Annotated in this window: 12 protein-coding genes and 1 pseudogene; 6 read left to right on the top strand and 7 right to left on the bottom strand. The window is 59.0% G+C overall.

The features are described 5' to 3' along the window. Window positions 1-11: 11 nt before the first annotated feature. Together P9217_RS02680 and ctaD are read right to left on the bottom strand one after the other, a co-directional pair. The gene (locus tag P9217_RS02680; protein ID WP_278086707.1) at window positions 12-674 is read right to left on the bottom strand and encodes a Tim44/TimA family putative adaptor protein; all 663 of its coding nucleotides are present in this window, start codon (window positions 672-674) and stop codon (window positions 12-14) included. 1 nt (window position 675) lies between these two features. Then, window positions 676-2271, bottom strand: a complete 1596-nt coding sequence (gene ctaD / locus P9217_RS02675; protein ID WP_067330541.1) for a cytochrome c oxidase subunit I — start codon at window positions 2269-2271, stop codon at window positions 676-678. Window positions 2272-2976: 705 nt separating this feature from the next. Here ctaD and P9217_RS02670 point away from each other — a divergent pair. Next, window positions 2977-3520 (top strand): annotated as a pseudogene (locus P9217_RS02670) (DUF488 domain-containing protein). Between the two features lie 8 nt (window positions 3521-3528). Here P9217_RS02670 and P9217_RS02665 read toward each other — a convergent pair. Both P9217_RS02665 and rnk read right to left on the bottom strand, forming a co-directional pair. Beyond that, entirely contained in the window at window positions 3529-4092 is a 564-nt protein-coding gene (locus P9217_RS02665) for a nucleoside-diphosphate kinase (protein ID WP_278086708.1), read from the bottom strand. A gap of 159 nt (window positions 4093-4251) precedes the next feature. Then, window positions 4252-4716, bottom strand: coding sequence for a nucleoside diphosphate kinase regulator (gene rnk / locus P9217_RS02660; protein ID WP_067330551.1), 465 nt, complete (start codon window positions 4714-4716; stop codon window positions 4252-4254). Window positions 4717-5159: 443 nt separating this feature from the next. On the opposite strand from rnk, the gene P9217_RS02655 reads away from it, so the two are divergent. Beyond that, window positions 5160-6017 (top strand): universal stress protein, encoded by an 858-nt coding sequence (locus P9217_RS02655; RefSeq protein WP_278086709.1) that lies wholly within the window; start codon window positions 5160-5162, stop codon window positions 6015-6017. Window positions 6018-6259: 242 nt separating this feature from the next. Here the strand turns inward: P9217_RS02655 and P9217_RS02650 are convergent, their stop codons facing one another. The 3 genes from P9217_RS02650 to P9217_RS02640 all read right to left on the bottom strand — a co-directional run bounded on the left by P9217_RS02650 (window position 6260) and on the right by P9217_RS02640 (window position 9893). Further along, window positions 6260-6562: a hypothetical protein gene (locus P9217_RS02650; protein ID WP_067330561.1), complete on the bottom strand. Its 303-nt coding sequence runs from the start codon at window positions 6560-6562 to the stop codon at window positions 6260-6262. A gap of 424 nt (window positions 6563-6986) precedes the next feature. After that, on the bottom strand, window positions 6987-8162 hold the full coding sequence (locus tag P9217_RS02645; protein WP_164748138.1) for an MFS transporter: 1176 nt from the start codon (window positions 8160-8162) through the stop codon (window positions 6987-6989). Between the two features lie 135 nt (window positions 8163-8297). After that, window positions 8298-9893, bottom strand: a complete 1596-nt coding sequence (locus P9217_RS02640; RefSeq protein ID WP_278086960.1) for a GMC family oxidoreductase N-terminal domain-containing protein — start codon at window positions 9891-9893, stop codon at window positions 8298-8300. 463 nt (window positions 9894-10356) lie between these two features. Between P9217_RS02640 and P9217_RS02635 the strand changes: the two genes are divergently transcribed. From P9217_RS02635 to P9217_RS02620, 4 genes are all read left to right on the top strand, one after another. After that, window positions 10357-11064: a hypothetical protein gene (locus P9217_RS02635; RefSeq protein ID WP_245432974.1), complete on the top strand. Its 708-nt coding sequence runs from the start codon at window positions 10357-10359 to the stop codon at window positions 11062-11064. 128 nt (window positions 11065-11192) lie between these two features. Further along, entirely contained in the window at window positions 11193-11783 is a 591-nt protein-coding gene (locus P9217_RS02630; protein ID WP_245322552.1) for a DUF1349 domain-containing protein, read from the top strand. A gap of 605 nt (window positions 11784-12388) precedes the next feature. Next, the gene (locus P9217_RS02625; RefSeq protein WP_278086710.1) at window positions 12389-13267 is read left to right on the top strand and encodes a dihydrodipicolinate synthase family protein; all 879 of its coding nucleotides are present in this window, start codon (window positions 12389-12391) and stop codon (window positions 13265-13267) included. 80 nt (window positions 13268-13347) lie between these two features. Continuing rightward, the gene (locus P9217_RS02620; protein WP_278086711.1) at window positions 13348-14928 is read left to right on the top strand and encodes an ABC transporter substrate-binding protein; all 1581 of its coding nucleotides are present in this window, start codon (window positions 13348-13350) and stop codon (window positions 14926-14928) included. The last annotated feature ends 1 nt before the right edge of the window (window position 14929 follow it).

Raw genomic sequence — 14929 nt, 5'->3', positions numbered from 1 at the left:
GTCGCAAGAACTCAGGCTTGTTGTTGTTCGCCCTCGGTGGCGATCAACATCCAGTTCCGCTTCCTTGACTGGGTTTGACAGGCGAACGTCCACGTATCGATCATCTCAACGATCTCCCAGGGATCGCCGGCGACGACTGCATTGTCGGCAGAGCGTGTAACGCTGACTACGTCGGAAACGTATCGAACAACTATCTCAGCGGTGCCATTCTCCACGAAAGCATCGACAACCTTCGTTTCGTCTGTCCTGATGAAGGTGAGTTCCAGCATCTCTTGCCGATCGCGCCGCCCGACGATATCTCGTTCGAAGGCATCAAGCACTTCCGGCCCGACGAGGCGCTGCAATGTCTGGATGTCACTCTCCGCAAACGCCCGCAGTATCGCTTCATAGGCCCTCCTGGCGCCGGCCAGAAATGCCGCGAGATCGAAATCCGGGTCGATCTTGCGAAGCGCATCCTGGGACATGTCCGCACAGGATGTGTGTTCGGCACTTTCGTCCCGCCGCGCCGCTGCAGTGTCCCGCTTGGCCCTCTCGTCGTTCCAGCGGGACAGGAGCTGGCTCCAACTCCCAAGCATTGCCCAATAAAGCGCGAGAATCGCAACGAGAAGGATCTGGCTGGTCGGGTCTGAGGTCTCGCTCATGACATTCACCATCGACTTGTCGAAGATGCCCATATCAGTGGATCCGGGGCAGCCTTTCCCACTGATGGAATGGCGGCGGCGACGGCAGCTGCCATTCAAGTGTGGTCGCCCCTTCGCCCCACGGGTTGGCGCTGGCCGGGCGCTTGCGGCTGAAAGCTTCTGCGACCGCGACGAAGAAGATGAACAGCCCCGCGGTCGAGATGTAGGAGCCGATCGAGGAGACGAAATTCCAGCCGGCGAAGGCATCGGGATAATCAGCGTAGCGGCGCGGCATGCCGGCCATGCCGAGGAAATGCTGCGGGAAGAAGACGAGATTGACGCCGATGAACATCGTCCAGAAATGCAGTTTCCCGAGCGTCTCGCTGTACATGTATCCGGTCATCTTCGGGAACCAGTAGTACCAGCCAGCGAAGATGGCGAAGACTGCGCCCAGTGACAGCACATAGTGGAAGTGGGCAATCACGAAATAGGTGTCGTGCAACGAGCGGTCGATTCCGGGGCTGGCGACCATGATCCCGGTGACGCCGCCGACGGTGAAGAGCAAGACGAAGCCGATAGCCCACAGCATCGGTGTCTTGAACTCGATCGATCCGCCCCACATTGTGGCCAGCCACGAAAACACCTTCACGCCTGTGGGAACGGCGATGACCATCGAGGCGAAGGCGAAGTAGCGCTGGCTGTCGAGGGAGATGCCGGTCGTATACATATGGTGCGCCCAGACGAGGAAGCCGATCAGGCCGATCGCCACCATCGCATACGCCATGCCGAGATAGCCGAAGATTGGCTTCCTGGCGAAGGTCGAGATGACGTGGCTGATGATGCCAAAGCCGGGCAGGATCATGATATAGACCTCCGGATGGCCGAAGAACCAGAACAGGTGCTGGTAGAGGATCGGGTCACCGCCGCCATCAGGAACGAAGAACGTCGTGCCGAAGTTGCGGTCCGTGAGCAGCATCGTGATCGCTCCGGCCAGCACCGGCAGCGACATCAGCAGCATGAAAGCGGTCACCAGCATCGCCCAGGCAAGGAGCGGCATCTTGTGCATCGTCATTCCTGGCGCGCGCATGTTGAAGATGGTCGTGATGAAGTTGATCGCGCCGAGGATTGATGACGCTCCCGCAAGGTGGATCGAAAGGATGACGAGATCGACCGCGGGACCAGGCTGGCCGGAGGTCGAAAGCGGCGGGTAGAGCGTCCAGCCGCCGCCATGGCCGAGCGTGCCTGGCGCTCCCGGCACGAACATCGAGGTGATGAAGAGGATGAACGCCATCACCAGCAGCCAGAACGAGATATTGTTCATGCGCGGAAACGCCATGTCGGGTGCGCCGATCATGATCGGTACCATCCAGTTGCCGAAGCCGCCGATCAGGGCCGGCATGAGAACGAAGAAGATCATGATGAGGCCGTGGGAGCTGACCACGACATTGTAGGCCATCGGATCCCTGAATATCTGCAGCCCTGGCTCCTGGAGCTCTATCCGGATCAGCATCGAAAGCGCGGTGCCGAGAATCCCCGCCAAGATCGAGAAGAGCAGGTAGAGCGTCCCGATGTCCTTGTGGTTGGTCGAGTACAGCCACCTGACCAGAAACCGGGGCTTGTGGCCTTCCATCGCTGCCGCTGGATTCGACATGGTGCGCTACCTGCCTTTCATTGCAGGCAAGCCTGATGGCTCTCGCGAGGGACGGCATTCATCCGCCGCGATCGGAGAACCAGGCGCTGGCTGCTTCGTGTTTTCAGTCGTCCGTGACATTGCGTCCATCGCAATGTCGTGGGCTTTGGAGCCGATCGGGCGTAAGCCGATGGCCAGCGGTCCGCCTGTGCATGGCCGCGAGCTTTCTGTCGAAGAAAGCGCCGCCACATTCCGAGGCGCCAGCTCCGTACCGCCCCAAACGTGCTACGGAGGGAAGAGGAAGGCAAACGGAATTAAATGCCGCGTAAGTGCAAATTTATTGCTCTTGCAAGCGAGCCGGTGGGCATCAATCGCGCCCGCACCTTGCTTGAAATCGTCATTCGGGCAGCGTCTGGAAGACCGCGGTCGCCTTTGTACGCAGACAACTGTGAGCGCACATCTGCACGCCGGGGGGCGAGTCTCAGGAATCAAATAGCCACGACGGAGCACAACTGATGCCGACAATATTTCCGCATCGGCGCCGCAGCTCCCGATATTGAGTCAGGTAGGCTCGAGGTCGCGCAAGGCGCCGGAATCATCTATTCGGGAGCATGCCGCGGGAGTGAGGGACTGCAGGAGGCGCGAGGCGGATTTAAACACGTTGTGGATGATCGTTCCTCCCAGGCGCGAAGCCACATGGCTGGCTGTGGGTCGACAAGGGAGAAAATGCCTTATCCGTTTTACACTATCGGTCACTCGACCACGTCGATTCCAGAATTCGTTGCCCTGCTGCATGTGGGAGAAGTCGCCCTGGTAATCGACATAAGAACCGTCAGACGCTCGCGGGCGAACCCGCAATTCAACACCGAGGTGCTTGCGGAAAGCCTGGCCCCGTTCGGCATTGGATATGAGTACATTGCCGAGCTTGGCGGCCTGCGGGGCAAGGCGCATGACATTCCACCAATGCTAAACGCGTTCTGGATTAACCAGAGTTTTCACAACTACGCCGACTACGCGTTGTCGGCGGAGTTTCATGACGGCCTGGCCGGCTTGTATCGCTCGGCAGGGAGCGGCAGTGTGCCGTCATGTGCTCGGAAGCGCTGTGGTGGCGCTGTCACAGAAGGATCGTCGCGGACTACCTGATCAGCCGCGGCGAGTCCGTTTTTCATCTGATGAGCCATACAAGGTCGTGCCGGCGAAACTCACCGACGGCGTGAGGGCAGGAGCCGATGGAATGCTTGTCTACCCGCCTTCACAGCCTTCGGCATAGTCGAGCCCTCAGGCAGCCGACGGCCCCGGGTCGTCGAACCCGGCGTTGAAAGCCGCCGCAACCTTGTTCTGAACTTCGTCGTGCGGTTCATCGGAACGATGGACGGCCCGCGGACCGTGTCCATCCAGCCGCAGCGAATCCGATGCAGCAACTCCCGCCAGTTTCAGTCTCTCGCGCCTTGCGGCTTCTGGTTGGTAAACCACTTCATGCACCGTCAGCGTTTCAAGCATCCCGTCCGCTGTCGGAATGGACATCGACTGCCCCTTGGCCAGACCGAGCAACGCCAGGCCTCGCGGATTGGTGATAGGCAAAAGCATGCCAACCAGACCGCGCATCTGGTCATGTGCGACGATGCGGGTTTCGGCAGGACCGTCGTTCACCCGATAGGCCACGCGGCTGCTGAGTGTCACGACGTTCGCTGGGATGTCATCGCGAAACATGACAACTGCGCTCGAAATCTTCCGCTGGTGAATAGTCGAGAAGGTTTCGTCGCGGATCGGATGGCGTTCCCGTATCACTTGAAGAATCGTGTAATCCTTGGTGGTCAGTTGGCAGGTGTCTATATTGGGCATGGTACGTCTCCAGCCGGCCCGCACAAGGCGATCCGGCAACTGCAGTTGATCGGATGTGAGGAAGTACCCCTGTGCCGGACCGAGATGAGCCGGCGGAGGGGTCAGACTCCCGCGATCAAGCTGCCTGCATGATTGAGGAGACGGACGGAGACGCCCATCTCAGACGCTCGCTGCCATCGTTGGAGACGCAGGTGCGAGCTGACTGACTCCATCACCTTGCGGGGCGGGCTGGGTCACACCAAGCACCAACAGTTCGTGCCGGCGCCCGTCTCGGGCGGTCCACATGATTGACTGTCCAGCCGAGAGGCCGATCAGGGCTGTGCCAATCGGTGTAAGAATCGAAACCTTGCCTTCGGAGATGTCAGCATCGCCAGGGAAAACCAGCGTTACCGTTCTCCGATCACCGGTGTCGGGCTTGAACGTCACAGTTGAACCCATCCGGACGGTACCGGCGGAGACCCAACCATCGGCGACGATCCGCGCGCGCTCGAGCTCGGCGAGCAGCTCATCGGAAGCCTCCGGATATCGTGCGGCGAAAGTGCTCGCGAGCACCGATAAGCGCGCATGATCCGACTGCGAGATGCGGATATTCGGCTTGCGCCGGATTTTCGAGTTTTTCTGCATCTAATGCTCATATTTCTACTGGCTCAGCCGCCATCAAAGGTGGCGGACAGGCGACTTCGGAAATTGATCCCAGTGCGCCAAAAGGTTGGAGCCCTGCTGATCCTAACATGTCGATTGAGCGTTACCCCTCGGCTCGGGGCGCATTGGCAGCCGGGCCGGGGGTTAAGATCCCGCGATGGGGCAAACCCGGAAAAGAAAATCACGACAGAATTTGGCTGCGGCGTTCATATAGGTATAGTTGGTGACGTAATTCGTGAAGTCAAGGCGGACAATGGCAGGCTCAGCCGCAAGACCTGCCAAAAGCGGCACCTTGAAACAGTTGAGCCAGCGCCTGGGGTGACTCGGCGGACAAACGAGACCATCGTCACTTAGATCACTACCCAAAGTCTCCCGAAGGAAGGGGATGGTGATCTCATGGACGAGGAAGACGGAACCGACCTGGCATGAAAATCCTTGCGGCGACAGATTTTTCCACCCGGTCACAACGGGCATTGCGGCGGGCCGGCCTTCTGGCCCGGAACGTTGCCGCGGAACTCACGCTCGTCCATGTCGTCGACGACGACCAACCCTCAGCCATAGTCCGGCTCGAAACCCGCGAGGCCCTAAGATATCTTGCAGAACAAATGACCTCGATCGCCGAGTTGAAGGGACTCCAATGTGATTTCGCAGTCGTGACCGGGAATCCGTTCCGCGGCATTTTGAATGCGGCCGAGGCGCGCGGGGTCGATCTCATTGTCATGGGCGCGCACCGCAAGCAATTGCTCCGTGATGTCTTTGTGGGAACGACGATCGAACGTGTGATCCGCACCGGACAATTCCCAGTGCTCATGGTGAATGCTGAGGTAGAACATTCCTACAAAAAAGTGATGGCTGCCGTGGATATGTCCGAGCCGTCGGCGCGCGCAATAAGCACGGCGAAGGAAACCGGATTGATAGGCGAGGCCAGTTTTTCGCTGGTCCATGGGTTCGATGCCTTCGCCAAGGGAAAAATGTCAAATGCCGGAATAGGCAAGGACGAGTTGGCGAGCTACGTGGCGACAGAACGTTCGCAGGTGGAAAAAGAACTCATAGCATTTCTGGAAGCGAACGACTTTGACGTCGACAATTGGTCGCTGCAAATTAGGGAAGGCGGCCCGGTCGAGGCGATCATGGAGGCAATTAACGAGGTGGCGCCCGATCTTCTGGTGATCGGAACGCATAGCCGTTCGGGCTTCATCAAATTATTTCTGGGAAGCGTGACAGAAAGCCTTCTGCGTTCGGTCGACGTGGATGTCTTTGCGGTACCGCCTATCCGAAGTTGATCAAGGTCCGCATGGATCATCATCGTTGTTCGTCTTGGGAATCCGCGGTCACCACGAATTGAGCGGGACGCCACCATGCCCTCGCTGCGGTCCCGTGAAGCGCCGCGCGTGCCATGAGTTTCCCGCAAACGACCCACGCTAAGAGCAGACTGTTCAAAGTGTACCCAGAAGCAGCGGTGGGCTCGCTGATTTCGATTACATCGCCTCGCGCGCGGTGTACCGTTGAGGACCCTGCCCAGGATCTATGGAACGGCATCCGTGCCAACGATGCCCCCCTCATTCTCGAGAACGCTGATCCGCCTGACCTCGGAGCGGTTTAGTTTCAGGCGAACCCCGATACCGCCGCCGTTCTCGGCAATAAAAAAGGCGCCGGCGCCTTCGAGCGCGATTTGGAGCCTATTACAGACTTCGTAGTCGGGGAGTGTGATCCGACGTTCGAATTCCTCGATGGCCAGCGCATCCACGCCTGAATTGCTGGCGAGCTTTTCGCGGGTCCATTCGACCAGCGCGCGAGCAGCGCGGCATTGAGCTCCAGTGATCGTCATAAGTTACCCTTTCAGACGCTTTCGGGAGCGACATCGCTGTCTGCTGAAAGCCAGTATGCTCCGGCGCGATGGCTCGACCCGTCAGAAATGGATATCGAGTCCGAAAAAGGGAAGGGCCGATGCCGTTGGCTGGTGTCGAAATTGTGAAGCTCCCGTTCCGCTTTCGGCCCTTTTCAGACATCCAGTCTCATATTCAGTTGGTAACCGTGTTCGCCCCTACAACATAACTTGGCTCGGCAGCACGCGATCGGCTTGTGCCCAGTCGGACGAATACCATTGTTCCGCGAAACCTGCCCCCCGGCTGTAGGTCAGTGTCAAAAGCTAACTGCGCGAGGCCATACAGCTGGCAGCTACGTCCTTGGCGAGGCCTAAGAATGTGCATGCGAGCCATCCGCCTCACCACGGACGGGTGATTGGCCAAACCCTAGCATTTGCTCGAGCGCGCTGAAGCCGAAACTGCGACAAATGCCATTAGGATGACGGATAAGCTGCCGACGAGCGACGAAATCTGAGCAATAAAACCCAACAATCCAGGCCCAAGAAGCAATCCCGCGTATCCCATCGTCGTCACGATCGACATTGCCCGAGCAGCAGAAGTGCCACCCGCACGCCCGGCGGCGGCGAAAAGTGTGGGCACGACGTTTGCTAGGCCAAGACCGCATATGGCGAGCGCAATCAGAACAACAGGAAGATTGCCGCCCATCAGGATCATTGTGAACACCGAGCCTGCGCAAACTATTGTGCAATAGCGCAACATCGGCATCTGGCCGATCCGCTTAACGATGGCGTCACCGAATAGGCGGCCGGTTGCCATCATGGTTGCAAATGCCGCAAAACCATAGGCGCCTGTGCTTTCTGCTCCTCCGGATCGGGTCACGATGTAAATAGCGCTCCAATCCATCATCCCGCCCTCGGCCAGCATCCCTAAGAATGCCAGGCCACCAAGCAGGTAAAGATGCTTCCTTATTGCATTATCGAATTTGCCATCCGTCGCCTCAATGGAGTCGGCAGGATCGTCGAACCGGCCTGAATTGTTCCATCCTATGCAGGCGACGACCGCGACTGCCGCAACACCAAGTCCCGCCACCCCAAGACAAACGGCCAAGGCGCCGCCGTTGGACAGTATCTGGCCGACAACGAATGCGCCGATCAGGCTTCCGAAACTGAATACGGCATGAAAAGAGGACATTGCTTGCCGACCCATGTGACGCTCCACTGTCGAGGCATCAATATTCATCGATACGTCGAGCGTCCCGAAACCGATACCGGCAAAAAACACAATCAACGCCAGCCAATAGGTGCCACCGGCGTACGGGAGGGCCAACAGCGCTGCGCCGAACGTTAGAGATCCCAGCAAGCTGAGCACACTGCTCGGGGCAATGGCAGCCAAGCGACCGATATTGGTCATCATCACAATTGCGCCCAGAGCGAAGCCAATCAGGATCCACCCGAGTTGCGCCTTGTCCAGTTCCATTTGAGCGCTGAGGACTGGAAGTGAGGACGCCCAAGCTCCGATGCCGACGCCTGCTCCCAAAAAGAAAAGGCTGCAAAAGAAACGGCTGCTTCGGATCGCAGGGGAGATCGTCGAGCTGTCCTTCACTGTCGCTATTCTCTCTGGTGTGGCGTTCAAATTGAGACACCGGTGATTGGAGCGAGGCCGTCATGGTTGGGGGCGGCCAAGGCAGGCCACCGCGGGCGCAGGCTAATCTTTGAGAGGGAGCAGGGTCGCGCGTTTCTACTTGCCATGCTGGACAAAGTTCGCAGTCCTCTCGCCGATCATAATGCACACAGCGTTGGGATTGCCGGATATGAGCGTTGGCATGACCGACGCATCCGCCACGCGAAGGCCTTCGATACTGTGGACGCGAAGCTCGGGATCAACCACTGCCATGCCGTCCTTGCCCATTCGGCAGGTGCCTGCAGGATGCAGCGCCGGATGCGCGACCTCCTGGCAGAACTTTCTCACCTGTAGTGGCGCCGCTGTCCCGGCGGACGGGATCTGCCTTGAGGCAATGTAGCGGCGGATGGCGGGTCGCTCCATGATATCGAACGCCCCCATCGTTCCTTCAACCACCGCATCGAGATCATAGGGGTCGGAAAAATACCGCGGGGCCACGCGTGGGTTGGCGTAAGGATCGGCACTTTTCAGCGTCACTTCCCCTCGAGACCGAGGCCGGATCTGTCCTAGGTTTATCGTGCAGCCGTTTCCGCCCGGGACGGCGTCGACGCCTTCCTCGATGCCCGCACCCACGACCATGAAATATTGCACATCCGGGATCGCTTCGCTTGTGTTGCCCCACCAGAACGCCCCTCCTTCGATCAGATTGGAAGAAGCCGGGCCACCCCTGAACAGTAGATAGTTCAGGCCAGCCGCGGCTTTCCAGTGCGGCTTCTTGTATTTGTCGTAGCTGTGGGGCCCGTTCAACTGATAGACGAGCGATATCTCGATATGGTCCTGCAGGTTCTGTCCGACCCCGGGCAGATCGGCAACGACAGGAATGCCATGTCCGCGCAAAGCGTCGGCCGGACCGATCCCTGATAACATCAGCAATTTCGGCGAGGCAATCGCACCTGCCGACAAGATTACTTCGCGACTGGCCATGAGGGCCCATTTGCGGCCCTTCGCTACATACTCGACCCCGACGGCCCGCCCCTTTTCGACAATTATCCGCGTGACCGTGGAACCCGTTCGAACCTGGAGATTAGGTCGGTGGCGGGCGGGTTTGATGAAGGCCGTTGCGGCGCTGCTGCGCCGCCTGTTTTTGGCGGTGATCTGGTAAAGACCGCAGCCGGCCTGATCGCCGGAATTGAAATCAGGATTATAGGGCAGCCCAGCCTGCTGGCACGCCTGCAGCCAGGCGCGTGTGAGGGGGTGGATATGGTCGATGTCGGAAACGCCTAGCGGTCCCCCTACGGCGTGGGCCTGGTTGCAGAACCGGTTGTTGTCTTCCGACCGCCGAAAGTAGGGCAACACATCATCATAATTCCAGCCATCCGCGCCGAGCGCTTCCCACCGCGCATAGTCGGATGGCGCGCCGCGGATATAGATCATCGCGTTGACGGAACTGCCGCCGCCCAGCACCCGGGCCTGGACCATCGTCGGCTGCTCGACACGGGATTGGGCTGCGGTTGGTTCCCAGGGAATCCTTTTCAATAGGGGCCCTTGTGCGGTCTTATAGTAGGCACCCGGGATATGGATGTAGGGATTGAAGTCGCGTGGGCCTTCCTCCAGCAGGAAGACCGAGGCATCAGGATCTTCCGAAAGCCGCGCGGCAACCACGCATCCAGTCGAGCCGCCGCCAACGACTATGTAGTCACAGTTGGTCTGCATAATTTCATCCCGCGGTCGGATGCCCAAGAGCGCCGAGCCATACTTTGTCATGGGGTCGAGATCCTCTGATCGAGCTCCAGCCTGAGGTCGGGTTTCATGCCGGATTTTGGCGCGGCAGATCTCCTGTTCGATCATCGATACGACGCAATGTCGAAGCTGCCTCTGCCAATCTCGCCCAGTAGGCAAACATCGAGAGCTCATGACAAGTTCGCAACGCATGGAACATGGAAGCAATGTGACGCGCCGAGCGAGAAAGTTCGCTGTGGTGAGGTCACTCTTTGCCTGGCATCGCTGGCGCCCTGAGAGCCAGTCTTTCGAAGACACCCGATTGCCGGCTTACCCACCGGGACCGGCGCACTTCGCAATATGGCGCAGAATTGACGTCAAGTTACGACAAGAATCGTCCAGACGCGCACTTCTTTTGGCGTCCGCATTGTGGTGTGGTCGGGCTCAGGTTACCCTGATGATGGACGACAAAACCGTGCCGAACCAGACGAGAGACCTTTCGTTTGCCGACGACTTCATCTTCGCCAAGGTCGTCGAAGATGTCCACGACTATCCCGTTGAAGACGCTGTCGTTGTGAATGTCAGCCCCAGCGCGATGATCACCGGAGATGAGCATCCGGCGATCGTGCCTGCCTGGAAATCGACATGGCTGAAGGGCGGGCAAATCAAATCCGCGGAACGGGCGGCGCTTCTGAAGGTGCGAAAAGCCACCAATCTCGGGGGGTGCATGTTCCGCGGCTGGGACTGGCTTGGCAATCGAATCAAGAGTTTCCCACGCGACACGCCTCTGTTCATTTCCCCGCAGGATGAGATCGGCACGGTCAGCACCGATCCTTTGGTATTCACCAACGAGCGCGCGGCACCCGGCTCCCCGCAGACGTTCACGCTCAAGCTGAACCTTTGGTGGTCGCCGGGAGACACTGACTGCTTCATTCACAATGAGCATCGCTTCCTTGAAACACACACGCAAATCCACGGCTCCGGCCGGATGCAGAAGTTTCGACTTCGTGACGAAACGACAATTTATGAAGACGTTGTGATGCCGGTCGGTTATTCGCATGACCCCTTCTGCAGGGTCAGCGGCAAGAATGAGTGGGCCTACCCATGGCACCGCTACTACGCGGATACCGATTCGGTGTGGCTCGCCATAGAACTCCACCCCTGAATTCGGCGATCCTTGGCGCGCTTCGCGGACGATATCAAGCATTGGCGCCGAGTGCCGTTCTCAGCGCTGTTTAAGCCGGTCAAAACCGGCCGGCTCTCGGCGGAATTTGTTGAAGTGAAGGAAAAAACATGAAGCTCGACAGCATGCGCGTTGAGGGGGCTGACAACGGCTCCGCGGCAATCGAGAACGCCTCGGTGCGGCTGCGGGCCAACGCGAACACGGACTGGTTCTTCGCCCCGAGCGGCAAAAGCCGGGCCGCGAATGTCACGCGATTGGTGCGCGAGATCGACGAGCAGCATTTTGCGCTGTCTGCCAGGGTCTCTGTCGACTTCGCCTCTGCTTACGATGCCGGCGCGATCTTCATCGAATGTGACGACAACAATTGGGCAAAGGTCGCCTTCGAATTTTCTGCCGCGCGTAAGCCGACCATCGTGAGCGTGGTGACGCGCGGCACATCCGACGACTCGGACGGTCCTCGTCATTCCGGCGCCCACGTGTGGCTGCGTGCTTATTGCGATGGCGAGACGGTCGCGTTCCATTTTTCGGAAGACGGCAAATACTGGAATTTCCTGCGCTGGTTCACTCTGCCCGGTGTAGCAAGGCGGCCGGTGCGTATGGGACTTGGCGTTCAATCGCCGACGGGCGAGGGGACGACCGCCGTCTTCTCGGACGTCAGGCTTTCTGTCGCCAAGATCAGCGATCTGCGCAACGGACAATAGCTGACCGTACTTTGGCCGTTGAGGACAGCTGCGCCAGTTCGTCTCATATCATCGATCTCGGTCGGGCAAACAGCGACTGACCGTCCTTTATGGTCGTCCGCATCGCTTTCCCTGCCAGACGCCGACGGTGATGCGAGATGGGGCAGGACACTGTGATCGGGGTCACGGATGTCACGCCGTCGCGTTACGGGGGTGGCCTGTTTCCAGGTCGCAAGAACAGTGATCCTTACGGATCGGCCGAGGTACGGGGCCTTGAGCACAAGCGCGATCGCCGCGCCAGGAGTGCAAAGGTCGCAAAGGGTGTAGTGCGGGATTTGGTTGCCACCAAGCCCGCGCAACTCATGCCATGACCCCGCTGTGTGCATTCTCGTCTTGCGCCACAAGATCGGTGCTCCGACCGCGTCGCATTATGGCCGGCTTCACTGCTCCCCGCACGAAGATGCCTGTTGACCAGCGAACGGGTTCGGCGGGCTGAAAACCAAGCGCAGCAAGCCTGTCTCGGTCATTCAGCGCCGTCATTGCGAAAGCCCCTTGACAAGCTCCGCGCTTCGCAGGATGTTCATTCCAGTAATAGTGACTTTCACTAGGTGAAATAAGGAACTGCAATGGCGACTGTGCTTCAAAAGGACGAGATCAAGGGGATCATCCCGCCGCTCGTTTCGACGTTTAGACCCGATGGTGATCTCGACCTGGATCTCTTCAAGGGTGAGCTTCGGTTCATGGAAAGCGCTGGCATTCGCCTTGCCGTGGTCGGCGGAAGCACAGGTTCGGGGGATGAGCTTTCCGCAGAAGAACTCGAGCTCTTGGTGGAAACAGCCACGGCCAACAGCAAGCTGCGCGTAATCGCAGGGATAATCACAACCACAACCCGCGACGCCATCAAGCGTGGTCTGCTAGCCAAGCAGGCCGGCGCCTGTGCGCTGATGCTTGGGCCGCCAATCTATAATACCCCATCGGGGGAGGGGCTGGACAAGTTCATCCAGGATGTTGGGGCGGCGACCTCTCTACCCATCATCTACTATAACCACTTCTTCAACCCCCCTGCCGTCATGCAGCGCGTAGCCCAACTGCCCGAAGTCATCTGCGTGAAGGAAGTGGCGCTGGAGCCGGTGACGGAACTCGTCCAGACCGTCGGCGACCGGGTCGCCATTGCCGCTGGCGCGGACAGCGTGAACATTGCGAGCTTTCTGTTTGGGGCGCAGGCCTCGATTTCCGGCATCAACACCGTCATCCCGAAACAGTACGGGGAGATCTTCGCCGCCCACGCAGCGGGCGACTACGTCCTTGGCCGGAAGCTGACGGACAAGATCGCGCCGCTCGCACGGGAGATGACCAAGAGCGTGAATTTCCCCGCCCGCATCAAGTTTGCCATCAACGCTCAAGGCCGCAAGGTGGGTGAACCGCGCAAGCCCAATGGCAACCTGGCCAAGCAGGACCAGGAAAACATCCTGAAGGCCCTCAAGCTTGCAGGACTGCTTGCCTAAGCCGTGGCCAGCGCGGGCGCTCCGTCCCTTGGTTGAATGAATAAGCCGAAGAAAACCATCTAAACAGGAGGGAATGTGGAATGAGCAAGGACATAAATCGCCCAAAGGCAGATTCGACGCTTATCGGGCGGCGCGATGTGCTGAAGACAGGCTTGATGTTGGGCACCGGTATGATGCTTGCCGGGGCGGGCCTTCGCCCGGGCCTGGCCGATGAACCGAAGCGGGGAGGGACGCTCCGCGTCGGTCTAGGCGCAGCCGGGGCGAAATCGTCGCTCAACCCCTTCATCTCGACAGGCGATATGGATTTCGCCGTCGCCCAGTCGATCTTCGACCGGCTCACCGACTTCGACAAGGATGGCAATCTCTACAACAAGCTGGCGGATGACTTCACTCACAACGCCGAGGGCAACGTCTGGAAAATCAAGCTCAAGAAAGGTGTGGTCTGGCATGACGGCGCGCCTTTCACGGCCAAGGACGTCGTCTACACCATCCAGTACATCCTCAATTCCGACAACAAGGCCGATGCCTACCCCAACCTGGCGCCGCTCATGGAGCCGAAAGGGGTACGCGCGCTTGACCCCAATACGGTCGAAGTCGAATTGAAGCAGCCCTATGCGCTGCTGCCGCAAGTGCTGGGCAGCAAGGTCATGTTCCTCATGAAGGACGGCACGACCGACTTCGACAAGCCGATCGGGACCGGGCCCTTCAAGTTTGTGTCATGGTCCCGCGGTCAGCGGGTGACGCTGGCACGCAGCGATAACTATCGCACGCCCGACCAGCCATATCTCGATGGGGTCGAATTCATCGCGATCAACGACCCGACCGCGCGCATGAATGCGCTGGTGGCCAACCAGGTCGATGCCGTGGCTCAGCTCGATGGAAGTCTTGCGCGCCTGATTGAAGCAAATCCCGCACTCACCCTGCTGCGCTCGAAGAGCGGTGCCACGACCGACCAATTCATGATGACGAACCTGAAACCCTTTACGGACGTGCGCGTCCGCCAGGCGTTCCGGCTCATGATCGACCGCCAGCAACTGCTCGACAACGCATTGTCGGGATATGGCAGGATTGGCAACGACCTGCATTGCATCACGGATCCGGACTACGCCTCCGAACTGCCGCAACGCGCTTACGACCCGGATCAGGCGAAATCGCTGCTCAAGCAGGCGGGCTTTGACAATAGCCAGGCGATCACCCTCTACACCTCGGATGCCGCTCCAGGCATGCAGGCGTCGGCTACGCTCATCGCCAACCAGGCCAAGAAGATCGGCGTCAACATCGAACTTCTGGTCGTGCCGCCCGACAGCTACTATTCCGGCCCGAACTTCAAAAAGACGCAGATGGGCAGTTCGGATTGGGGACAGCACACTCTCGAATCCCAGTTCGGCCAAGGCTATGCCCGGGGTGCCTACTGGAACGAACCGGATTGGACCAGTGACGAGTTCGACAAGTGGGTAAGCAAGGCAAGAACCACGTTCGATGGCCCCAAGCGCCGCGAATATTATGTGGAGGCTCAGAAGGTCCTGTGGAACGAGGGAGCTTACATCATCTGGGGCTTCCGTGATCTTCTCGACGCCGCCAGCGCCAAGGTCAAGAATATCGTTCCCTCCACCCAGAGAAATCTCGGCTATTATCAGTTCGAAAGCGTCTATCTCGGGTAAA

This window comes from Mesorhizobium sp. WSM4989 (genome assembly GCF_029625795.1).
In the GTDB taxonomy this organism is placed as follows: Bacteria; Pseudomonadota; Alphaproteobacteria; order Rhizobiales; family Rhizobiaceae; genus Mesorhizobium.
Note: the sequence above shows the minus strand (reverse complement) of the source record. Positions and strands in the feature narration are given on the sequence as shown.